The 23,343-nt window shown below is 66.0% G+C and carries 10 protein-coding genes; 4 read left to right on the top strand and 6 right to left on the bottom strand.

The genetic code is table 11. The features are described 5' to 3' along the window. Positions 1-62 precede the first annotated feature (62 nt). A complete protein-coding gene (locus tag AB4Z32_RS15280; RefSeq protein ID WP_442122705.1) occupies positions 63-2,921 on the top strand; it encodes a TonB-dependent receptor in 2,859 nt (952 codons plus the stop codon). A gap of 74 nt (positions 2,922-2,995) precedes the next feature. Here AB4Z32_RS15280 and tldD read toward each other — a convergent pair whose 3' ends face one another. The 3 genes from tldD to AB4Z32_RS15265 all read right to left on the bottom strand — a co-directional run bounded on the left by tldD (position 2,996) and on the right by AB4Z32_RS15265 (position 9,700). Beyond that, a complete protein-coding gene (tldD, locus tag AB4Z32_RS15275) occupies positions 2,996-4,456 on the bottom strand; it encodes a metalloprotease TldD (protein WP_442122704.1) in 1,461 nt (486 codons plus the stop codon). A gap of 103 nt (positions 4,457-4,559) precedes the next feature. Next, on the bottom strand, positions 4,560-5,363 hold the full coding sequence (locus AB4Z32_RS15270; RefSeq protein ID WP_442122703.1) for a carbon-nitrogen hydrolase family protein: 804 nt from the start codon (positions 5,361-5,363) through the stop codon (positions 4,560-4,562). Further along, positions 5,363-9,700 (bottom strand): YhdP family protein, encoded by a 4,338-nt coding sequence (locus AB4Z32_RS15265; RefSeq protein ID WP_442122702.1) that lies wholly within the window; start codon positions 9,698-9,700, stop codon positions 5,363-5,365. The genes AB4Z32_RS15270 and AB4Z32_RS15265 overlap by 1 nt, the downstream gene beginning before the upstream one ends. A gap of 156 nt (positions 9,701-9,856) precedes the next feature. Between AB4Z32_RS15265 and glnE the strand changes: the two genes are divergently transcribed. From glnE to map, 3 genes are all read left to right on the top strand, one after another. Further along, complete coding sequence (glnE, locus tag AB4Z32_RS15260; RefSeq protein ID WP_442122701.1) at positions 9,857-12,601, top strand: bifunctional [glutamate--ammonia ligase]-adenylyl-L-tyrosine phosphorylase/[glutamate--ammonia-ligase] adenylyltransferase; 2,745 nt, start codon at positions 9,857-9,859, stop codon at positions 12,599-12,601. Between the two features lie 566 nt (positions 12,602-13,167). Beyond that, positions 13,168-16,065 carry a TonB-dependent receptor plug domain-containing protein gene (locus AB4Z32_RS15255; RefSeq protein WP_442122700.1) on the top strand — a complete coding sequence of 966 codons (2,898 nt, stop codon included), beginning with the start codon at positions 13,168-13,170 and terminating at the stop codon, positions 16,063-16,065. A gap of 110 nt (positions 16,066-16,175) precedes the next feature. Beyond that, positions 16,176-16,940 (top strand): type I methionyl aminopeptidase, encoded by a 765-nt coding sequence (map, locus tag AB4Z32_RS15250; RefSeq protein ID WP_442122699.1) that lies wholly within the window; start codon positions 16,176-16,178, stop codon positions 16,938-16,940. A gap of 102 nt (positions 16,941-17,042) precedes the next feature. Here the strand turns inward: map and AB4Z32_RS15245 are convergent, their stop codons facing one another. The 3 genes from AB4Z32_RS15245 to tkt all read right to left on the bottom strand — a co-directional run bounded on the left by AB4Z32_RS15245 (position 17,043) and on the right by tkt (position 23,272). After that, positions 17,043-19,919: a TonB-dependent receptor plug domain-containing protein gene (locus tag AB4Z32_RS15245; RefSeq protein WP_442122698.1), complete on the bottom strand. Its 2,877-nt coding sequence runs from the start codon at positions 19,917-19,919 to the stop codon at positions 17,043-17,045. 249 nt (positions 19,920-20,168) lie between these two features. Continuing rightward, positions 20,169-21,179, bottom strand: a complete 1,011-nt coding sequence (gene gap, locus AB4Z32_RS15240; RefSeq protein ID WP_442122697.1) for a type I glyceraldehyde-3-phosphate dehydrogenase — start codon at positions 21,177-21,179, stop codon at positions 20,169-20,171. Between the two features lie 98 nt (positions 21,180-21,277). Further along, the gene (gene tkt / locus AB4Z32_RS15235) at positions 21,278-23,272 is read right to left on the bottom strand and encodes a transketolase (RefSeq protein ID WP_442122696.1); all 1,995 of its coding nucleotides are present in this window, start codon (positions 23,270-23,272) and stop codon (positions 21,278-21,280) included. Positions 23,273-23,343: the final 71 nt, after the last annotated feature.

Below are 23,343 nucleotides of genomic sequence, written 5' to 3'. Positions count from 1 at the left end.
GGCCGACTTGCGCCCTCCGCGAGCCGGGCCGGGAATCCCTCAATGCCAACTGGAGTCTGGAAATGACTGAAACCCCGATATCCCGATCGATCCGCCGCCTGTTCGCCAGTGGCGGCGCTGCCGGTCTGGCGCTGCTGGCGCTGCCGGCCACGCTGCCCTTGTCGGCCCAGGCGCAGGAAGCCGCGCCCAAGCCGATCCAGCGCGTCGAAATCACGGGCTCGAACATCCGCCGCTCCGAGGCGGAGACCGCGTCCTCCGTCATCACCGTCAACCGCGCCGACATCGAGCGCTCCGGCAAGGCCACCGTGGCCGAGCTGCTGCAGACCCTGGCGGTCGACAACCAGGGCTCGGTGCCGGTCAGCTTCGGCAACGGCTTCGCCGCCGGCGCTTCCGGCATCTCCCTGCGCGGCCTGGGCGCGGCCTCGACCCTGGTGCTGCTGAACGGCCGCCGCATCGCGCCCTACGGCCTGGCGGACGACGGCCAGAAGCAGTTCGCCGACCTCAACATCATTCCGAGCGACGCCGTCGAGCGCATCGAGGTGCTGAAGGACGGCGCCTCGGCCATCTACGGCTCCGACGCCATCGCCGGCGTGGTCAACGTCATCCTGCGCAAGGACTACCAGGGCAACACGGTGCGCGTCTCGCGCGCCTTCACCCAGGACTGGGACGGCAAGCAGACCAACATCGCCTTCACCAAGGGTGTCGGCAGCCTCGACACCGACCGCTACAACTTCCTGTTCAGCATCGAATACAAGAAGTTCGACGAAATCTGGTACCGCGAACGCGCCGACCGCGACTGGATCGGCCGGGTCGACCTGCGGCCCTGGGGCTATTCGTCCGAACAGGCCCTGGGCGGCACCGGCGCCATCATTCCCGGCAGCGGCACCGCCGGCAGCGCCATCAACGGCAACGTGCGCCCGGTGGGCTCGACCGGCGACTACGTCAACCGCGGCACCCTGATCCCGGCCGCGGCCTGCTCGAACTTCACCAGCCACCCGCAGGGCGACCCCGGCGGCGGCTGCCTGATCGATGCGCCCCAGCTCTACAACCAGCTGATCCCGAAACAGGAAAACCTGAGCTTCTTCGCGCGCGGCACCTTCCAGGTCACGCCGGACATCCAGGCGTACAGCGAGCTCAACTACTACACCAGCCAGACCAGCACCTCGACCACGCCGTCCACGGTCAGCGGTTCGGTCGGTTTCCCGGGCGGCCCGGTCAACAACGGCATCGTCCGCCTCGGCCCCACCCATCCGGACAATCCCTTCCCCGGCACACCCGCCACCCTGCGCTACCTGGCCGCCGACGTCGGTCCGCGCACCGCCCGTCTCGACGGCAACTTCATCCGCTGGATCGGCGGCGCCAAGGGCAGCAACTACGGCTGGGACTGGGACACGGCGATCCTGTTCTCGCACAACCACGTCAACAACACCCAGAACGGCTTCCTGCAGCGCGACGTCGCCTTCGCCCTGCTCGATCCGAGCGCGGCGAACGTCGCCGCCGCCCGCGCCGGCAGCCCGGCCTATGCGGCCCTGCCGCCGGGCACCGTCTCGCGCATCGGCGAGAACGCCGGCCTGAACTCGCCGGCGCTGTATGCGGCGCTGTCGCCGACGATCGGCAACCGCGCCAACACCAAGATGGTGCAGGGCGACGTCAAGGCCACGCGCGAATTCGACGGCATTCCCTACCTGGCAGGAAAGCTGGGCCTGGCACTGGGCGCCGAATGGCGCCACGAGGCGACCGAGCTGCAGCCGACCAGCGGCACGGAGCGCGGCAACATCATCGGCCTCGGCTATTCCGCCTACGAAGGCGCGCGCAACGTGTTCGCCCTCTACGGCGAGGCGCTGGTGCCCCTGCCCTACAAGGTCGAAGCTTCGCTGGCCCTGCGCTGGGACCACTTCACCGACGTCGGCAACTCCTATACGCCGAAGGCCGGCCTGAAGTGGACGCCGGTGCGCGAGTTCGCCCTGCGCGGCACCTTCGCGCGCGGCTTCCGTGCGCCGAGCTTCGCCGAGAACGGACGCGGCGGCCTGGCCGCGTACTCGACCGCCGCCGACCCGGTGCGCTGCGCCCTGGGCATCGCCAGCGCCTGCAACCCGGCCTCGGTCGCCCTGATCACCTCGCCCAACCCCAAGCTGTCGCCCGAGCGCTCGTGCAACTACTCACTGGGCATGATCTGGGATCCGCTGCCGCGCACCAGCATCTCGGTCGACTACTGGAAGATCAAGCGCAAGAACGAGATCAACCAGGAACAGGTCGCCTCCGCCATCGCCGCCGGCAGCGTGGCGCGCGACCCCACCAACGTCAGCGCCATTCCCGGCGACCCCGGCCCGATCACCGCGGTGCTGACGCGCTACGTGAACTCGAACCAGACCAAGGTGCGCGGCCTCGACGTCGATGCGCGCTACGCCCAGCGCCTGCCGGACGACTACGGGCTGGCGACCGTCGACGTCAAGTACACCCGCCTGTTCGAATGGCTGCGCACCGAGCAGGACGGCAGCAGGACCGAGTACGCCGGCACCCACGGCAACTGCGACGTGACCAACTGCACCGGCACACCGGACAACAAGATGAACCTGCGTTTCGGCTGGGAGCGCAACGACTGGCGGGTCTCCCTCAACGCCAACTTCCGCGGCCGGATCCAGAACACCCTGTTCCGCGGCGACGCCTGCGCAGTGACCTTCGACAGCGGCGCCAACGCCCCGAACGGCAGCTGCGAACTGCCCTCGTTCACGAGCTGGGACCTGGTGGCACGCTGGAAGCCGCTGAAGGATTGGGAGGTCTTCGGTTCGATCCAGAACCTGTTCGACAAGGTCGCGCCGCTCGACCCGCTGACCTACGGCGCCCAGTCGTACAACCCGCTCGACTTCGAAGGCGCGCGGGGGCGCTTGTTCACGCTGGGGGCGCGGTATACCTTCCAGTGAGCGGCTGATACACCGCGCAAAAACAAAAATGCCCGCAGCGATGCGGGCATTTTTCGTGTGGCGGGGGCTGTCGATCAAGCCGTACCACCCACCGTCACGCCATCGATGCGCAGGGTCGGCTGGCCCACGCCCACCGGGACGCTCTGGCCTTCCTTGCCGCACACGCCCACGCCGGAGTCCAGGCGCATGTCGTTGCCGATCATCGAGATGCGGTTCATCACGTCCGGGCCGTTGCCGATCAGGGTCGCGCCCTTCACCGGGTAGGTCACCTTGCCGTTCTCGATCATATAGGCCTCGCTGGCCGAGAACACGAACTTGCCGTTGGTGATGTCGACCTGGCCGCCGCCGAAGTTGACCGCGTAGATGCCGTTCTTGACCGAGGCCAGGATCTCCTGAGGATCCTTGTCGCCGGCCAGCATATAGGTGTTGGTCATGCGCGGCATCGGCAGGTGGGCGAAGGATTCGCGGCGCGCGTTGCCGGTGACCGGCATCTTCATCAGGCGCGCGTTCATGGTGTCCTGGATATAGCCCTTCAGGATGCCGTCCTCGATCAGCGTGGTGCACTGGGTCGGGTTGCCTTCGTCGTCCATATTGAGCGAGCCGCGGCGGTCCTTCAGGGTGCCGTCGTCGACCACGGTCACGCCCTTGGCGGCGACGCGCTGGCCGATCATGCCCGAATACGAGGACGAGCCCTTGCGGTTGAAGTCGCCTTCCAGGCCGTGGCCCACCGCTTCGTGCAGCAGCACGCCGGGCCAGCCCGGGCCGAGCACGACGGTCATCGGACCGGCCGGGGCCGGACGCGCCTCGAGGTTGACCAGGGCCGCCTGCACGGCTTCGTCGGCATATTTGTCCAGCAGCTCGTCGCTGAAATAGCTGTAGTCGTAGCGGCCGCCGCCGCCGGACGAGCCCATCTCGCGGCGGCCGTCCTGCTCGGCGATGACGGTGACGGACACGCGCACCAGCGGACGGATGTCGGCCGCCAGCACGCCGTCGCTGCGCACCACCAGCACCACGTCGTATTCGCCGGCCAGGCCGGCCATCACCTGCACCACGCGCGGATCCTTGGCACGCGCGATCTTCTCGATGCGCTCGAGCAGTTTCACCTTGGCGGTGGCGTCGAGGGAATTCAGCGGATCGTGCGGCAGGTAGAGCGAGCGGCCGCCGCTCGGCTGGATGCTGGAGGCGACCTTCACGCGGCCGGCGCCGGCACGGGCGATGGTGCGAGTGGCCGCGGCGGCGTCGAGCAGCGCGGCCTGCGAGATCTCGTCGGAATAGGAAAAGGCGGTCTTGTCGCCGGACACGGCGCGCACGCCCACGCCCTGGTCGATCGAGAAGCTGCCGCTCTTGACGATGCCCTCTTCCAGGCTCCAGCCTTCGCTCTTGGTGAACTGGAAGTACAGGTCGGCATAGTCGACCTTGTGCGTGAACATCGTTCCGAGCGTGGTGATGAGCTTGCCTTCGTCGAGCCCGAACGGCGTCAACAGCACGTCGCGCGCGACGGCGAGGGAGGAAAGATTCGGTTCGAATGGCTTCATGTTCAGGTCTTTCTGGTAAGGATAGGGGCATTTTGCCATATCGCGCCGGCGTTCGCGTTTGGCTGCGTTCGCGTGGGCACCCTGTGCCCACGCACGACCATGATTACAGTTTGCGGTGTTTCAGCGCGGGCAGGCTCTGACGGACTTCGGCCAGGACGTTCGTATCGATCTCGCCGACAACCACGCCTTCACCCTCCGGCAGCTGGCCGATCACCTCGCCCCAGGGCCCGATCAGCATGCTGTGGCCGAAGGTGCGGCGGCCGTTGCGATGGGTGCCGCCCTGGGCCGAGGCCAGCACATAGCACTGGTTTTCGATGGCGCGGGCGCGCAGCAGCACTTCCCAGTGGGCCATGCCGGTGGTATGGGTGAAGGCGGCCGGCACCACGATCAGGGCGACCTCGCCCATCGCCCGGTACAGTTCCGGGAAGCGCAGGTCGTAGCAGACCGACAGGCCGACCTTGCCGAACGGCGCTTCGAAGCTGCCGACGGCTTCGCCGGGCACGATGGTGCGCGCTTCGTCGTAGCTTTCCTCGCCGCGGGTGAAGCCGAACAGGTGGATCTTGTCGTAACGGCTGGCCGGCCTGCCTTCCGGATCGTAGACCAGGGTGGTGTTGAGGACGCGGCCCGCTTCCGGCGACACCAGCGGCAAGGTGCCGCCGATCAGCCAGAAACCGTGCTCGCGCGCCTGCGCCGCCATGAATTCCTGGATCGGGCCCTGGCCCGCCTGTTCGGCGTGGCCGACCTTGTCCGAATCCGACATGCCCATGATCGGCCAGTACTCCGGCAGGGTCACCAGCTTCGCGCCCTTGCCGGCGGCTTCCGCCAGCAGGCGGCGCGCGGTTTCCAGGTTTTCGTCGACGTCCGGTGAGGACACCATCTGCACTGCTGCGACTGTCGTCTTGCTCATCATTGGCCTTTCTTCTTCGCGGTTTGCGCAGGCGGCGCCGGATTGCCCGCGGCGGTGGCCGCCGCATTCGCCGCCTGGGTGTCGAGCTTGATCACATTGGGCGACTTCCACGGACCGGTCACCTGCATGTGGTAGGTCAGCGCCTTCATCACCGGCGCCCTCAGGAAGAGCTGGGCCAGGTAGCTGCCCAGGCCGATGACGGGGTTGACCGCCAGCGCATACACCAGCGGTCCGGTGCCGAGGTTGAATTCCGGGATCACCACCACGTGCAGGTTGGTCGATTCGTTGGCGATGTCGGCGGTGCCGTCCATCAGCACCGTGGCCGCCACCCCATGCATTTTAAGATTATCGGTGTGCACCACCCCGCGCGAGATCATGGCGTTGGCGGTGATGCCGTCGAAGGCCAGGCCWTCCGAGAAYACRTCGTGGAAGTCGAGCTTGAGCATGCGCGGCAGCATCTGCAGGCTCAGCACGCCGAGCAGCTTGGCCGCGCCCGGGTCCTTCTTGAGGAACTGGCCGTCCTCGACGTTCATCTGCAGCTGGCCCGAGAGGCTCGGGATGTCGAGCGAATACGGCAGCCCGGCCCAGGAGATGTCGCCCGACAGCGAGCCCTTGCCGCGGCGCAGGGTGCCGGGGAAGCCGAGGCGGTCGAGCAGGCGGCCGGCATCGCTGATGTCGAGATTGAAGTTGAGCGCGGTATTGCTCTTGCCGTCGCGCGTCAGCCAGCGCCCGTTGGCCTTCAGCTGGCCGTCCGGATTGGTGATGGCCAGCCGCTCGATGCGCCATTCGCGCCCGGCCAGGGCCTGGGCATTGCTGGCCACCAGCTCCAGGCGGCCGAACTGCTTGTCGAACAGCTCGAAGCGCTCGGCCACGATGTCCAGGCCCGGGATGTTGGCGCCCGGGTCCTTGCCCGCTTCCAGCAGATCCTTGACTTCCCTGGCCGAGGATTCCGGGATGTCCAGCGAGGCCAGGCGCGCCGTCACCTTGCCCGACAGTTGGCCGTTCCGGGCTTCATCCCAGGTGACCCAGCCGGTGATCTGGCGCGAATCGACGCTCGCCTGCCACACGCCCGGCTGGTGCGACACGCCCAGCACCACATCGTGCAGCGAGCGCTCGCCGATCACCAGTTCGCCGGCGCGCGCGCCGATCAGGTCCGGCACCACGTACTGGGCCATGCCGCCGCCGGCATCAAGCGAAGCCGCGCCCTGGCCGGATGCCTCGGCAGATCCGGCGATGCTCGATGCCGCCGCCAGCCAGCGGTCGACGTTCACCGACTTCATGTCGACGTTGATCATCATGCCGCTGTCCGGCTCCGGCGCCGGCACGTTCACGCCGATGCCGCCGCGTTTGACGATCCAGGGACCGTGGGGCTGGCGCTCGCGCACGTAGCGCGCCGCCATCGTGCTGCCGAGGGCGACGCGGATCTCGTCGTGGGCCACGCCGTTTTCCCCAGTCGGCTGGCCGGTGAGGGTGAAGTGCAGCGGCAGCGCGTCGGCGGCCGGTTTGTTCAGCGGGGCCGGCAGTTCGACGCCGAGGCCGGCCAGGTTCGAGTCGAGCACGATCTGGGCCTGGCGGTCCCTGACCGTCACCGAGCCGCCGAAGCGGGCGCCGCCGGACAGCTTGCCGGCCAGGCGCTGCAGGGCCGGCAGCGAGCTCGTCGCGCGCATGCCATCGGCGGTGGCGGTGCCGGCCATGCGGATCACGATGGCGCCGTCGCGCTGGGTGCCGCCGGACAGCTGCAGCGGCCCGCCCAGGAAGCTGGCGCCGATGCCGTTCAGGTTCACGCCGTGTTCTGTGAATTCGACCTTGCCGAGCGCGGCCTGGACCGGCGGCAGTTCCGGGAACAGGGTGATGTCGTTGTTCTGCAGCTGCAGCGCGCCTTGCACCTTGGTCTCGTGCAGGTCCGCCAGCGGCAGGTGCAGTTTCAGGCCCAGGCGCGCGCCGCCGGTGCCCTTGGTGTCTTCCGTGAAGTGGCCGATCCATTCCAGCACCGGGCTGCTCGCCACGTAGCGCAGGAATTCCTGCAGCTGGCCGGCGGCGGTGCCGTCGATGTCGAGCATCGACTCGTGGGCGCCCAGTTCGGGGATCACGGCGCGCACATTGCTCAGGTTCAGGCCGAGGGTGCGGGCGGTCTCGGCACGGATTTCCATGCGCGCGCGGTCGAACACGATGGAGCCGTTGATGTTCTCGGCCAGCGGCCACAGCGGGGTCTTGCCGTCGGCCGCGCGGTGGGTCGGCGCGTACTCGAGCTTGCCGTTGTCGATGCGGCCGCTGACGCGGAATTCGCCGCGCGCGCGCTCGGCCGCGGTGTCGCCGTGGAAGGGGAAGTGGGCGAGTTCGCCGCGCAGGCGCACCCTGGCGTCGCGCAGGGTGCCGCCCTGCAGCGCGCCGGTCAGCCAATCGCGCAGGCCTTCGTGGGTCACCAGCGGCAGCCAGCGGCCGATGGTGGCGATGTCGAAGCCGTCCACGGTGCCGGAAAAGTCGGCGCTGCCCGGGCCCTTGACGCCGTCGCGGTGTTCGTTCAGCGGCAGCAGGTGGCGGCCCGACAGCGAGCCCTTCAGGCTGCCCTGGGTGAAATTGAAGCCGTCGACTTCGACCAGCAATTGATCGTCCTGCGGGTAGGACCAGCGCGCGCGCAGGCCCAGATCGTCGAACGGCAGGTCGGCTTCCGCGAACCAGGCCGGCAGCGCCAGCGCCATCTTTTCGGAGGCGATGTTCAGGCTGCCGCCGCGGTCGCTGGCGTCGATGCTGCCGCTCAGGTTGCGTACGCCCGGCACCGCCGCGCGCGCCGGGCGGGCCGGGTTGGCGCCCTCGGCCGGCTGGGCCGGACGCGCCGCCAGCGGCTCGATGCCGAAACCGTCGACCTGGCCGCGCAGGCGCCAGGCGGCCGGCCGCGGCAGGCTGCCATCCCATTCGGCGTCGACGTCGGTCAGGCGGCCGCGCGGCGCCAGCGCGGTCAGCAGTTCGCGCTGCTGCGGCGCCAGCGGCATCTGGGCCGCCAAGGTGGCCAGGGCGCCAAGGTCGACCTGGTCGGCACGCACCTCGAAGCGCTCCGGCTTGCCGTGCGCCGCCGGACGCCAGGTCTCGCTCAGCGTGGCCGGGGGCAGCACCACGCCGTCGCGGGTGACGACCGCGAAATTCTCGACCCCGATGCTGTGGCCGAGCGCGCCGAAGGTCGGCTTGCCTTCCTGGACGCCGGGCTTGATCTCTTCGCGCGCCGACAGCCGTCCGGAGACCCGCGCCAGCTGCAGCGGCGGCGCATCGGCCGCCAGGCGGGCACTGACCCCGGCCAGGGCGAGGTCGGCGGTAAAGCCTGCCAGGCGGGCCTGGTCGAAATTGATCCAGGCGCGCACCGAGCCGCGGCCGGCATCGACGTTGAAGGGATAGCTGATGTACTGCTTCCAGCTGGCCAGGTCGGTATTGCGCAGGTCGGCGTACAGCTCGCCCTTCCAGCGGCTGGCGTCGGAGGCCTTGGCGCCGAAGGCCGGATGGGTGAAGCGGACGCGCACGTCGAGCGGATCGGAGACCCCGGCCGGCGGCGTGGCGCGCAGGGCCAAACGGTGCGCCTTCCAGCGGTTTTCCAGCACCATGGTGAGGTTCGACAGCTGCAGCACGGGTGCGCCGCGCAGCTCGTCGGTCCAGGACAGGCGGCCCTCGCGCACCACGATTTCATGCTGGCGCAGCAGCCAGTCGGCGCCGCCGCCGCCCTCCTCCTTCTTCTGCTTCGGGTCGATGCGCACGCCGGCCACCCAGAACACGCCGTCCGCGGTGCGGCGCACGTCGAGCTCGGGACGGTTGATTTCCAGGCTCTCGAAGCGCGGCTCGGCGGCCACCACCGACCACCAGGACAGGGTCGCCGATACCGAGGGCAGCGCCAGCAGCTGGCGCCCTTCGCGGTCGCGCAGGTGGACGTCGCCGAGGAAGAGGCTGGGATGCAGTCCGCTCCAGGAGGCGTAGACGCGGGCGATCGTGACCTGGTTGCCGAGCACGCGGCTGGCGGCGCGCTCGATGTCGGGCTTGTACAGGTCGATGTTCGGCAGCACCGCCCAGCGCAGCGCCAGGAACAGCAGCATGAAGGTGAAATAGGCGAGCAGGACCGCCTTCACCGTGAAGCCGAGCACATGGTGCGAAGCCAGGTTGGCATAGCGGTAGGCGGCCTGCAGGCGGTGCCAGCGCTCGGACAGCGGCAGGTGGGCGTGGGCCGCAGGCGAATCGGACGCGGGGCCGGATGCGGATTCGGAAGGCGCAGGCGCATCCGCGACACGGGCGTCTGCCGCGTGCCGGTCCTCGTCCTCTCGTCCGCCCTGCTGTTCCGGGTTGTGCATCAGGATGCTCAAATAAAGGCTTCGCCGTAAATTATTTCATCAATAAGAGAAGCGCTTGCAACAATCGCGGCGTCTACCTTACCATCACGCTGACCCAGGGCAGCATGGCGGGCAATTTTACCGCATAGCACGCCTCCCGGAACGTAGAAACTCGCCTGGATCCGCCCTATGAATTCCCCCGCAAGCGCATCACGCTTCTTTCAACGCTGGCTCGGCGCCGATGCCACACGGGCCGAACGGCTTGCGGCCCTGGCCGAATTATCGCTGTCCTCCCTCGATTTCGGCGCAGCACTGGAGCGTGAAGCCAGCGCCGGCCCGAATGGCGCGAGGCTGCCGCTGGGCCGGGCGATGCGCCGCCTGCGCAATCTTTTGATCTGCGCCATTATCGAGCGCGACCTCGACGGCAGGGCCGACCTCGACGAAGTCGTCACCGCCATGAGCCGCTTCGCCGACTTCGCCGTGCAATCCCACCTGGCCGAGCTGATGGATGAGATGACCGCCATCCACGGCATCCCGGTCGGGGCCGAATCCGGGCGTCCCCAGCAGATGATGGTGCTGGCGATGGGCAAGCACGGCGGCGGCGAGCTCAACGTCTCGTCCGACATCGACCTGATCTTCGTCTACCCGGAAGACGGCGACACCCAGGCCGGGCCGGGCCAGCGCTCGCTGTCGAACCACGAGTTCTTCATCCGCCTCGGCAAGAAGCTGATCGCCGCGCTGTCGGAAATCACGGAAGACGGTTTCACCTTCCGGGTCGACATGGCGCTGCGCCCGAACGGCAAGTCGGGCCCGCTGGCGGCCAGCCTGAACATGGTCGAGGACTACCTGATCGTCCAGGGCCGCGAGTGGGAGCGCTACGCCTGGGTCAAGGCGCGCGCCGTCAGCGGCGACCCGCTGGATATCGAGCTGCTTACCGCCATCGTCCGCCCCTTCGTGTTCCGGCGCTATCTCGACTTCGGCGTGATCGATGCGATCCGCACCATGCACGCCCAGATCCGCGCCGAGGTCAACCGCCAGGAGCGCCTGCACCCTGAACGCAGCGACAACGTCAAGCTGGGCCGCGGCGGCATCCGCGAGATCGAATTCCTGGCCCAGGTGTTCCAGCTGATCCGCGGCGGGCGCGACCCGGCGCTGCGCGAACGTTCGACCCGCAAGACCCTGCGCCTGCTGGCCGAGCGCGAGTTGCTGCCGCCGGAGACGGTCGAGTGCCTGCTGGAGGCCTATACCTTCCTGCGCAACCTCGAACACCGCCTGCAATACCTGGAAGACGCCCAGACCCATACCCTGCCGGTCTCGCCCGACGACCGGCTGACGGTGGCGCGCATGATGGGCCTGCCGGACGAAGCCACCCTGCTGGCGCGCCTGAACGAGCAGCGCGCCTATGTGGCGGCCCAGTTCGACGCCATCTTCGCCGACAAGGCCGCGGGCGCCGAGCCGGCCGACCCGGCGGCCTCCTTCGGCCCCGCCATGAGCGACCCGGAAAACAGCGAGGCGATCGCCCAGCAGCTGGCCGCCCTCGGCTTCGACCGGCCGGAAGAAGCGGCCGCCCGCCTGGTCGCGACCTGGCACGCGCCGCGCCTGCAGACCCTGCCGGAAGCCAGCCGCAACAAGCTGGCGGCGCTGGTCAACACGGCCCTGCCGCAGATCGCCGCCGTGGTGCGCGAAGCCGGCCTGGGCAGCCATGCCGCCACCCTCGGCCGCCTGCTCGACTTCTTCGAGGCGATCGCGCGCCGCGCGGCCTACCTGTCGTTGCTGATCGAGTATCCGCACACGCTGGACCGCGTGATCCGCATGATCAACGCCAGCGGCTGGGCCGCGACCTTCCTGACCCAGCACCCGATCCTGCTCGACGAGCTGCTGGACGACCGCGGCACGACCACCGACTGGACCGGGGAACTCACCGCCCTCGCCGCCAGCCTGGCCGGCCAGCTCGACGCCGCCGCGGGCGACACCGAGCGCCAGCTCGACATCCTGCGCGAAGCCCACCATGCCCAGCTGTTCCGCCTGCTGGCGCTGGACCTGGCCGGCGAGCTCTCGGTCGAGCGCCTGGCCGACCACTTGTCGGCGCTGGCCGACCTGATCGTGCTTGAAGTCGTCAAGCGCGCCTGGCTTACCCTGCCCCGCCGCCACCGCGAGGTGCCGCGCTTCGCCGTGATCGCCTACGGCAAGCTGGGCGGCAAGGAGCTCGGCTATGTGTCCGATCTCGACGTGATCTTCCTGTTCGACGACGACGACCAGGACGCGCCGGGCAACTACGCCAAGCTGGCCCAGCGCTTCATCACCTGGATGACGACGCACACCCCGGCCGGCATCCTGTTCGATATCGACACCGCGCTGCGCCCGGACGGCGCCAGCGGCATGCTGGTCTCGACCGTTTCCGCCTTCGAGCGCTACCAGCGAAGCTCGGCCTGGATCTGGGAGCACCAGGCCCTCACCCGGGCCAGGTTCTGCGCCGGCGACGCCGACATCGGCGCCCGTTTCGAAGCCATCCGCGAGGAAGTGCTGCGCCAGGACCGCGGCACGCGCGAGGCCGAGCTGCGCGACGAGGTGGTCAGGATGCGCAAGCGCATGCACGACGCCCACCCCAGCCACAGCGACCGTTTCGACCTGAAGCAGGACGATGGCGGCATGATCGACATCGAATTCATCGTCCAGTACCTGGTCCTGCGCCATTCCCACGCCCATCCCCAGCTCACGGCCAACAAGGGCAATATCGCCCTGCTCCACATGTGCGGCGAACTCGGCCTCATCGATCCCTCCCTGGCACAGGGCGCGGCCGACGCCTACCGCGTCATGCGCCGGCTCCAGCACCAGGTGCGCCTGCAGGGCCAGGAACAGGCCCGTGTCGACCCCGCCCTCGTGGCAGCCCACGCCGATGTGGTTTTACGCCTGTGGCGCGCCTGTTTCGGCTGAGATCCCGCGAAATTCCGACTCGTTTATGCACGCAGCATAAACAATAGACGTCAATCTTGATATTTCCCCAAGACAAACAGTTAAGGTTGAACGTTGCGCAAAAGTGACAAAGCGCTAAGAAATAGCGCTCTCACGCTGCATTTCTATTGTGCCAGCTTTGCAAAGCATAAACCCGATGACACACTGCACAGGCTGGTTTCCAGCTGTTCGGAAACAATTCTCACGCGCAATTCTTTGTGAGAATTCGGCTGCTTGCGTAACGTGAAATGTTTCAAAAGAACGTTGGTATTTACGCAAATATGCAACAAAATTATTTATTCTCCGGAAACGATTGACATCCGGTTCCACAAGATGATTTTATTGCTGTTTTGGAATGTATGTACTCTGCACATCGTTTCAAATAAGCCGCGACAACGACGGCATTCTTCACGGTTTGCTTGATCAGTCCACCGTGCCCTAACCCTAGGAGTTTTGCAATGATGATGGAAAAAGTCTTATCCCGGTCGATCCGCCTGATCTGTCTGGGTGGCGTTGCTCTCAGTGTGAACGCTACGTATGCGCAGGAGATGCAGACGCAGCAGGGACAGAACCAGAGCGGTGCCGCACAGCAGCAAGCTGCAGCGGCAACCCAGACGCCGACGCAGGCACCCGCCGCGATCCAGCGTGTGGAAGTGACCGGTTCGCGCATCGCCTCGCCGAACGCCGATTCGCCGTCGCCGCTGCAGGTGCTGTCCGCCGCCGACATCGCCGCGTCCGGCGCCACCAACCTGCAGCAGGTGCTGCTGGAAAACCCGACCATGGGCTCGCCGGCGATCAGCCGCACCAACTCGGCTTTCCAGACCGCCAGCGTGGGCGTGTCCACCGTCGACCTGCGTAACCTGGGCATCTCGCGTACCCTGGTGCTGGTCAACGGCCGCCGCTTCGTTTCCGGCATCCCGGGCGAATCCGCAGTCGACCTGAACTCCATCCCGACCGACTTCATCGAGCGCGTCGAACTCCTGACCGGCGGCGCCTCCGCAGCCTACGGCTCCGACGCCGTGGCCGGCGTGGTCAACATCATCACCAAGCGCAACTTCAACGGCCTGCTGCTGGACGCCCAGGCCGGCCAGAGCTCCCACCACGACGACCTGAAGCGCAAGTTCTCGCTGACCTTCGGCACCAGCAACGACGACGGCTTCCTGATGGGCCACCTGGGCTTCACGCGCCAGGGCCAGGTCTGGTCGCGCGACCGCGAAGCCTCGGCGATCGACCAGAACTCGAAAATGATCAGCACCCGCAATCCGGCCGACGCTTTCACGCCGATCCGCCCGTTCTACTCGAGCTATGCACCGCAAGGCCGCTTCTTCCATGATACCGGCAGCTATACTTACGATGCGCAGGGCAACGTCATTCCGTGGAACCAGAACGGCACCAACGGCGTCGGCGCGACCGGTTTCAACCGCTCCTTCTACCGCTCGATCGCCGTGCCGGTCGACCGCTACCTGTTCGCCACCAACGGCGAGCTGAAGATCACGGAGCGTACCCGCGCCTTCATGGAAGGCACCTATGCCTCCAGCCGCGTGTCCTCGACCATCGAGCCGTTTGCACTGGGCGCGGAAAATATCTTCCCGACCACCGGCCAGGTCCCGGCCGCCTCGATGGTCAACGGCAAGCTGGTGAAGAATCCGCTGGTGCCGCAGTACCTGTACGACCGCATCAGCGACACCGACGGCGACGGTATCCCGGACTACTACTTCACCCGCCGCCTGTCGGAAGTCGGCACCCGCAGCAGCACCGCGGACCGCGACACCTTCCGCTTCGTCACCGGCCTCAAGGGAGACTTCGATGCCTGGAAGACCTGGAACTACGAAGTGTACGGCGCCTACGGTCAGACCAAGGAAGCCCAGCAGTCGACCGGCCAGGTCAATGTCCTGAACTTCGCCAACGCACTGCAGGCGATTCCGGGCGAGAACGGCGGTCCGCCGGTCTGCGCCAGCGCCGATGCGCGCGCCCAGGGTTGCGTGCCGATCAATGTGTTCGGCTTCAACAGCATCACGCCGGCCGCGCTGGCCTACGTGACCGCACCGGGCTCGCTGGTGACCCGCACCACCCAGAAGCTGGTGGGCGGCCAGATCAACAGCGAAATCTGGGACCTGCCGGCCGGCCCGCTGGGCATCGCCGCCGGTTTCGAATGGCGCAAGGAACATTCGGAAGCCGTTCCGGATGCCCTGACCCAGGCCGGCCTGAACGCCGGTAACGCGACCCCGCCGACCTCGGGCGACTTCAGCGTCAAGGAAGTCTTCGTCGAAACCCGCGTGCCGGTGCTGAAGGGCCTGCCTTTCGTCAAGGAACTGAACTTCCTGGGCGCCTTCCGCCACGGCGACTACTCGTCGGTGGGCAGCACCAACAGCTGGAACGCCGGCTTCGAATGGTCGCTGGTCGACGACGTCAAGTTCCGCGGCACCCGTTCGCTGTCGACCCGCGCGCCGAACATCAACGAGCTGTACCAGGCCCCGAGCCAGGACTTCCCGTCCGGCATCGTCGACCCCTGCCTCGGCGTGACCGCGACCTCGAACGCAACACCGTATGACGCACTGTGCCGCGCCGCACCGGGCGTCTCGGCGAACATCGCCGCCAACGGCAGTTTCACGCAGAACCAGGCCGACCTGCAGGGCATCAGCGGCTTCAACCGGGGTAACCCGAACCTGAAGGCGGAAAAAGGCCGGTCGACCACCGTCGGCGTGGTCTGGACCCCGCGTTCGATCGACGCGCTGAAGCGTTTCACCTTCACGGCTGACTACTTCAACATCAAGATCGCCGATGCGATCGTGAGCACCGATCGTGCGTTCATCCTGACGAGCTGCTACAGTGGTTCGAACCCATCGTTCTGCCAATTCATTACCCGCCGCCCGGCAGCCACCGGCAACAACAGCGCCGGCTCGCTGCAATATATCGACACCGCCGTGTCGAACAGCGGCACGCTCGGCACCGAGGGTATCGACCTGACGGCTTCCTGGAATGACCGCGTCGGCCCTGGCCGTCTGTCGACCAAGCTGGCGTACACCTATGTGAAGCAGGGCTACACCACGCCGCAACCGAATTCCGACCGCAATCAGTTCGCCGGCGAACTGGGCGCGCCGAAGAACAAGGCACTGTTCGACATCGGCTACAAGTGGAACCAGCTCAGCGTGAGCGCGACCATGACCTACCTCGGCCGCTCTTCGCTGGATGACCAGTTCCTGGCTGGCTTCAAGCTGCCGGCGAACTCGATCAAGGTCGGCTCGCGTACCTACACCGACCTGCAGGCATCGTGGGCCCTGATGAAGTCGACCGAGCTGTACTTCGGCATGAACAATGCGTTCAACCAGAAGGCGCCACCGATCATCAGTGGCCTGCCGGGCGACAGCACCGGTACCGAAACGGATGCCAGCACCTACGATCCGATCGGCCGCCGTTACTACGCAGGTATCCGCGTGAAGCTCTGATCGCTTCCCTGCGGGGATGATCCAGGAACGCCGGGTTCGCCCGGCGTTTTTTTATTCGCGGTTATCATAGAGGGATGCCGGCGCAGGGCCGGCCATCACACTCTATATACATGGTCATCAAACTCAAGAACGACAAGGACATCGCCAAGATGCGCGTCGCCGGCCGCCTGGCCGCCGAGGTGCTCGACATGATCTCCGAACACGTGGTGCCCGGCGTCTCCACCGAGGAGCTCGACCGGCGCTGCAACGAATACATCCGCAAGGTGCAGAAGGCGACCCCGGCCAACGTCGGCTACCACGGCTTCCCGAAAACCCTGTGCACTTCGGTGAACGGCGTGGTCTGCCACGGCATCCCGAGCGAGAAGGACGTGCTGAAGGACGGCGACATCATCAACATCGACGTCACCGTGATCAAGGACGGCTGGCACGGCGACACCAGCCGCATGTACTTCGCCGGCACGCCCTCCCCCGAGGCCAAGCGCCTGGTCGACGTCACCTTCGAGGCCATGATGGCCGGCATCCGCGTGGTGAAGCCGGGCGCGCGCCTGGGCGACGTCGGCCACGCGATCCAGACCCTGGCCGAAAAGGCCGGCTATTCGGTGGTGCGCGAATACTGCGGCCACGGCATCGGCCGCGTCTACCATGAAGACCCGCAGGTGCTGCATTACGGCCGCCCGAACACCGGCCTGCTGCTGAAGGAAGGCATGACCTTCACCGTCGAGCCGATGCTGAACGCGGGCGACGCCGACGTCGAGCAGCTCGACGACGGCTGGACCGTGGTGACGGCGGACAAATCGCTGTCGGCGCAGTGGGAGCATATGATCGCGGTGACGAAGAATGGCTTCGAGATCCTGACGCCCTGGCCCAAGCGGTAATTTCGGCGGAACACCCGCGCAAAACGAAAAAAGCCCGCGGGCAAACATCCGCGGGCTTTTTGCTGCCCGTCCGGCAAGCCGGACGGGTGGCTCAAGCAGGAATCACTTGAAGATGTAGCGTGCGCTCAGGCTGAAGTAACGGCCGTACGGGTTGTGCAGGGTTTCGTTGTAGCCGGAAGCCGTGTAACCCGGATCGTACGGAGCCTTCTCGTCGAAGATGTTCTGGATGTTCAGGCTCATGGTCCAGTTCTTCAGGCCGGTGTACGTGTAACCCAGGCCGAAGGTCAGCCATTCCTTGACTTCGCAGCGCGGGTAGTAAGTCGTGTACAGCGGGATGGTGTTGCTGCCCTTGGTGCTGTACTGGCAGAACGGCTGCGCGTAGGTGGTGTCGCCTTCCCAGATACGCAGGCGGGAAACCTTGCCCACGTAGTTGGCCGACAGGTTGACCGCGTGGTCGCCATAGCGCCAGGTGGTCGAGACGTTGCTCTTCCAGCGCGGGGTCGCGCTGCCGGTCGACAGTGCCCAGTCGCGGACGCTCGGGAACGAACCGGCCAGGTTGTGGATCGGATCGCCGGCGAAGGTCTGGATGTAGAGGGTGTCTACATAGGTCGAACGCAGGGTGGTCGACAGCGAGCCCCACTGGCCAAGGTTCTGGCGCAGGTGAGCTTCGATGTCGGCGCCGCGCAGTTCGGTCATGCCCTGGTTCTGCCACGGCAGGAACAGCATGATCAGCGGACCGGTGCCCGGGATCGGCTTGCCGTTGGCGTCGGTGATGAAGTTGACCGGGTTGGTGTCGCGCACCACGTTGGCCGGCACGCGGTCTTCGTTCTTCAGTGCGTCATACGAGCTGCCCAGCACGATCTCGTTCTCGCGCTTGATGCGGTAGAAGTCCACCGACACGTCGAACTTGGTGCTCGGCGACCAGACGAAGCCCAGGTTGTAGCTCTTCGAGGTTTCCGGCTTCAGGTCCGGGTTGAAGCCGCCGGAGCCGCCCACGCTCTTCGAGCAGTCGGCGGTGGTGCCGTTGGGCTTCGGGGTGACCTCGTCTTCGTTGCAACGCTTCGGATCCCAGGTGCCGTTCAGGAAGAACTGGGCGCCGCCCGGCACGACCTGGCTCAGCGACGGTGCGCGGAAGCCTTCCGCGTAGGTGCCGCGGATCGCGAAGGTGTCGGTGACGGTCCACTTGCCGCTGATCTTCGGCACATAGTTGGTCTTCAGGTTCGGATATTTGTCGGCGCGGCCGGCAAAATCGAACTCGAGGTTCTTCAGGACCGGCAGGCGCGCCTCGACGAAGGCCGACTTGACGTTGCGCTCGCTGTTCAGGATGGTATTGGCCAGGCCGTAGATCTGGCCGCTTGCCACCAGCGGATCCGGGGTCAGGTTGATCTTTTCCTTGCGCAGTTCGAAGCCGGCCGCGAAGCCGATTGCGCCGCCAGCCAGCTGGCCGAACTCGGTGGTGGCCTTGCCGTCCCACTGCGTGATCTGCGACATGTTGTGGGTGACCACGTCATGACCGATGGTCGGGTCGGCCGCCACCGAAGCGATCGAAGCGCCGGCGTTCAGCTTGCTCAGGGTCGGCAGGTAGAGACGGCCGTAGTTGGTGCTTTCGTTCTCGGCACGGTTCCACAGCAGCGCGGATTCCCAGTCCCAGCCGAAGTGCGTGCCCTTGACGCCGGCCAGCAGGCGCTTGCCCTCGTTGATAGCCTGCGAACCGCCGCGCAGGTTGACGAAGCGGTAGCCGAGCGAAGCGCGCGCATCCGGGAACGGGTTGTTCGGGTGGCCGATCGGCAGGATGGTCTGGTAGGAAGCACCCGGACCGTTGGCGGTCCAGTTGGTCACGACGCCGGTGCCGATGGTGATCGGCTCGCCGGTGTAGTCGCGGCGGGCGCGCGAATAGGCGATGTCCGCGAAACCGGTGACGTCCTTGCCCAGCTTCAGCTCACCGTGGGAGATGATGTTGGCATCGCGGCCATAGCCCTGGGCTTCCAGGTAAGGCGTGTTGTCGAAGTTACAGAAGGTGCGGCCCACCAGGGTGCTGGTCGGCAGCAGGCCATTGCCGGCAACGCTGCCGGTGATCTGTTGGCTGGCCGGGCAGCCCAGGTCGAACAGCATGTTGGTCGGACCGGTGGCCTGGGTCACGCCGAAGTTCTTGGAACCCGGACGGGTTTCCTTGTACATGGTCGGGTACTGCGACACCGAGCTGGCATACGGCGACAGGAAGCGGCCGTTCAGCAGCTTGAGCTGGTCGTATTCGACATCCTTGGCATCGCGGCGGGTGGTGCGATCACGCTGGTTCACGTCGGCGGTGATCATGAAGTTGTAGCCGTCGGTGTCCAGGTTGCCCTTGCCGAAGATGCCGTTGAAGCCTTTGCGGCGGAACAGGTTGTCGTCGTTCGCGCTGTAGCGTCCGGCGACTTCCACGCCTTCGTAGTTCTGCTTCAGGATGAAGTTGATGACGCCGGCGATGGCGTCGGAGCCGTACACGGCCGATGCGCCGTCCTGCAGCACTTCGACGCGCTCGATGGCCGAGATCGGAATCGAGTTCAGGTCGTACAGGACCGAGTTGCCGTCGTTCGGGTCGGCATACGGGGCCGGGGTGACACGGCGGCCATTCAGCAGCACCAGGGTCGAGGACGAGCCCAGGCCGCGCAGCGAGGCGGTGGCCACGCCCTTGGCGAAGCCGGAGCCGCTCTGGAAGTCCTGAGCGCCGTCGGTACCCATCGACGGCACGAACTTCATCAGTTCGGATACGGACGCGGCACCGGTGTTCTTGATGTCCTGTGCCGTCATGACGGCGATCGGCGAGGAGCCTTCCGTGTCGGTGCGCTTCAGGTTGGAACCCGTCACGACGACTTTCTGGATGTGGCTGCCAGTCGTGGTCTCGGTAACTGCACTGCCACTGCCACTTACGGTTTGGGCGAACGTGATCGACGTTCCCCCGAGCGTCATCGCCACGGCGATGACGCTACGTTTCAGCATGAGTTGCTTGTTCAAGTTAATCCCTCGGCATCTAGTTGTTATATGCATCACCTGTATGCACATCAAGAGTGTCGCTGAGGAAAATATTTTTTTGTACTGATTTGTATCAAATTATTACAAGAAAATGACCTTCGTTGTATTTTCGAAACATCTTTTTGCTAATATAGTATTTACAACTAGCATAAAACAACGCCCCTGGTCCGGTTTCCCAGTCCAGGGGCGTTTTTACTGCCGGTTAAATCTAACCGATTATTTCGCGTTCATCAGCGCGACGGTGGTATCCAGCATGCGGTTGCTGAAGCCCCACTCGTTGTCGTACCACGAGGAGACCTTCACCAGACGGCCCGAGACCTTGGTCAGGGTGGCGTCGAAGTTCGACGAGGCCGGGTTGTGGTTGAAGTCGACCGACACCAGCGGCTCGGTGTTGTAGGTCAGGATGCCTTTCAGCGCGCCTTCCGAAGCGTCCTTCATGATCTTGTTGATTTCTTCAACAGTCGTGTCGCGCTTGGCGATGAAGGACAGGTCGACGATCGACACGTTGATGGTAGGCACGCGGATCGCGTAGCCGTCCAGCTTGCCGTTCAGTTCCGGCAGCACCAGGCCGACCGCGGCGGCGGCGCCGGTCTTGGTCGGGATCATCGACTGGGTGGCCGAACGGGCGCGGCGCAGGTCTTCGTGCATCACGTCGGTCAGCACCTGGTCGTTGGTGTAGGCGTGCACGGTGGTCATCAGGCCGGTTTCCAGGCCGATGGCGTCGTGCAGCGGCTTGACCAGCGGGGCCAGGCAGTTGGTGGTGCAGGAAGCGTTCGAGATGACGGTATCGGTGCTCTTCAGCACGTCCTGGTTCACGCCGAAGACGATGGTGGCGTCGACATCCTTGCCGCCCGGGGCCGAGATGATGACTTTCTTGGCGCCGCCCTTCAGGTGGGCCGACGCCTTTTCCTTGGTGGTGAAGAAGCCGGTGCACTCCAGCACCACGTCCACGCCCAGCTCGCCCCACGGGATTTCGGCCGGGTTACGCTGCGCGAACACGCGGATCTTGTCGCCGTTGACGATCATGGTATCGCCCTCGACCACGACGGTGCCCGGGAACTTGCCGTGGGTGGTGTCGTAACGGGTCAGGTGGGCGTTGTGCTCGGCGTTGCCGAGATCGTTGATCGCCACGATCTGGATGTCCTGCTTCTTGCCGCCTTCGTAGAAAGCGCGCAGCACGTTGCGGCCGATGCGGCCATAGCCGTTGATTGCTACTTTGATCGTCATGTTTACTCCTGATTGAAAAAAATCTTATCGTCGAAGCATAGCGCGAGACGCTTGCCGCGCAGGCCGTCTCCGGGCCCGCGCGGCATCTACATCAAAACTCAAACCAGCACGGACTTGACCTTGCCGACCACGTTCTCGACGGTGAAGCCGAAGTACTTGAACAGCACCGGGGCCGGGGCCGATTCGCCGAAGGTGTCGATGCCGACCACGGCGCCTTCCAGGCCGACGTACTTGTACCAGAAGTCGGTCACGCCGGCCTCGACGGCCACGCGAGGAATTCCCTTGCCGAGGACGGCGGCCTTGTAGGCGGCGTCCTGGCGCTCGAACACGTCGGTCGACGGCATCGAGACCACGCGCACGGCGATGCCCTGGCCGGCCAGCGTAGCGGCGGCGTTCACGGCCAGTTCGACTTCCGAACCGGTGGCGATCAGCACGGCGCGCGGATTGTCGGCGTCGCGCAGGATGTAGCCGCCCTTGGCGATGTTGGCCACGGTGGTGGCGTCACGCTCCATGAACGGCAGGTTCTGGCGCGAGAAGATCAGGGTCGACGGGCCGTCCTTGCGCTTCAGGGACTCGCCCCAGGCCACCATCGATTCGGTGGTGTCGCACGGACGCCAGTTGTCCAGGTTCGGGATCAGGCGCAGCGAGGACACGTGCTCGACCGACTGGTGGGTCGGGCCGTCTTCGCCCAGGCCGATCGAGTCGTGGGTGAACACGAACAGCGAGCGGATCTTCATCAGCGCGGCCATGCGCAGCGCATTGCGGCTGTAGTCCGAGAAGGTCAGGAAGGTCGCGCCGAACGGGATGTAGCCGCCGTGCAGGGCGATGCCGTTCATCATGGCGGCCATGCCGAATTCGCGCACGCCGTAGTTGATGTGGTTGCCCGGGGTGCCCGAACGGACCGGGATCGATTCCTTCCAGTTGGTCAGGTTCGAGCCGGTCAGGTCGGCCGAGCCGCCCAGGAATTCCGGCAGCACGCCGGCCAGCGCCTGGATCGCGTTCTGGCTGGCCTTGCGGGTGGCGATGGTTTCCTTCTTCTCCAGCGTCGCAGCGATGGCGGCGGCCAGGGTTTCCTCGAACTTGCCCGGCAGCTCGCCCTTCATGCGGCGCTCGAATTCGGCGGCCAGTTCCGGGAATTGCGCGCGGTAGCCGTCGAACAGCTTGTTCCACTGGCCTTCGTCCTCGGCGCCTTTCTGCTTGTGGTCCCATGCTTCATAGATCGGGGCCGGGATGTCGAACGGGATCGCATCCCAAATCAGGTGTTCGCGCACGGCCGCCACTTCCTTCTCGCCCAACGCGGCGCCGTGCACCTTGTCGCCGCCCTGCAGGTTCGGCGAACCCTTGCCGATGATGGTCTTGCAGCAGATCAGGGTCGGACGGTCCGAGGTCTTGGCCTTGGCGATGGCGGCATCGACGGCTTCGACGCTGTGGCCGTCGACGTCCGGGATCACGTTCCAGCCGTAGGCCTCGAAGCGCTTCGGGGTGTCGTCGGTGAACCAGCCTTCGACCTTGCCGTCGATCGAGATGCCGTTGTCGTCGTACAGCCAGATCAGCTTGTTCAGGCGCAGGGTGCCGGCCAGCGAGGCCACTTCGTGCGAGATGCCTTCCATCAGGCAGCCGTCGCCCAGGAAGGCGTAGGTGTGGTGGTCGACCACGTCGAAGCCCGGACGGTTGAATTCCTTCGCCAGCAGCCACTCGGCCAGCGCCATGCCGACTGAGTTGGCAATGCCCTGGCCCAGCGGGCCGGTGGTGGTTTCCACGCCCGGCGTGATATGCACTTCCGGGTGGCCCGGGGTCTTCGAGTGCATCTGACGGAAGTTGCGCAGGTCGTCCATCGACAGGTCGTAGCCCGACAGGTGCAGCAGCGAATAATGCAGCATCGAACCGTGGCCGTTCGAGAGCAGGAAGCGGTCGCGGTTCATCCACCCCGGATTGCCCGGATTGTGGCGATAGTGGCCGTCCCACAGCGCAACGGCGATCTCGGCCATGCCCATYGGCATGCCCGGGTGGCCGGAATTGGCTTTCTGGACGGCGTCCATCGCCAGCGCACGGATCGCGTTGGCCATCAGGGTGGTGGTTTGAACTGGTTTCATGGATGTGGTAAGTCTGAGGATTGGAAAGCGGTGGTGCTGCAATGCATGAGCACTGCTGGTCTTAACCGGGT

This window comes from Massilia sp. 2TAF26 (assembly GCF_052115005.1).
GTDB lineage: Bacteria > Pseudomonadota > Gammaproteobacteria > Burkholderiales > Burkholderiaceae_D > Telluria.
The sequence above is the reverse complement of the archived record's forward strand: the minus strand, read 5'-3'. Positions and strand labels throughout refer to the sequence as shown.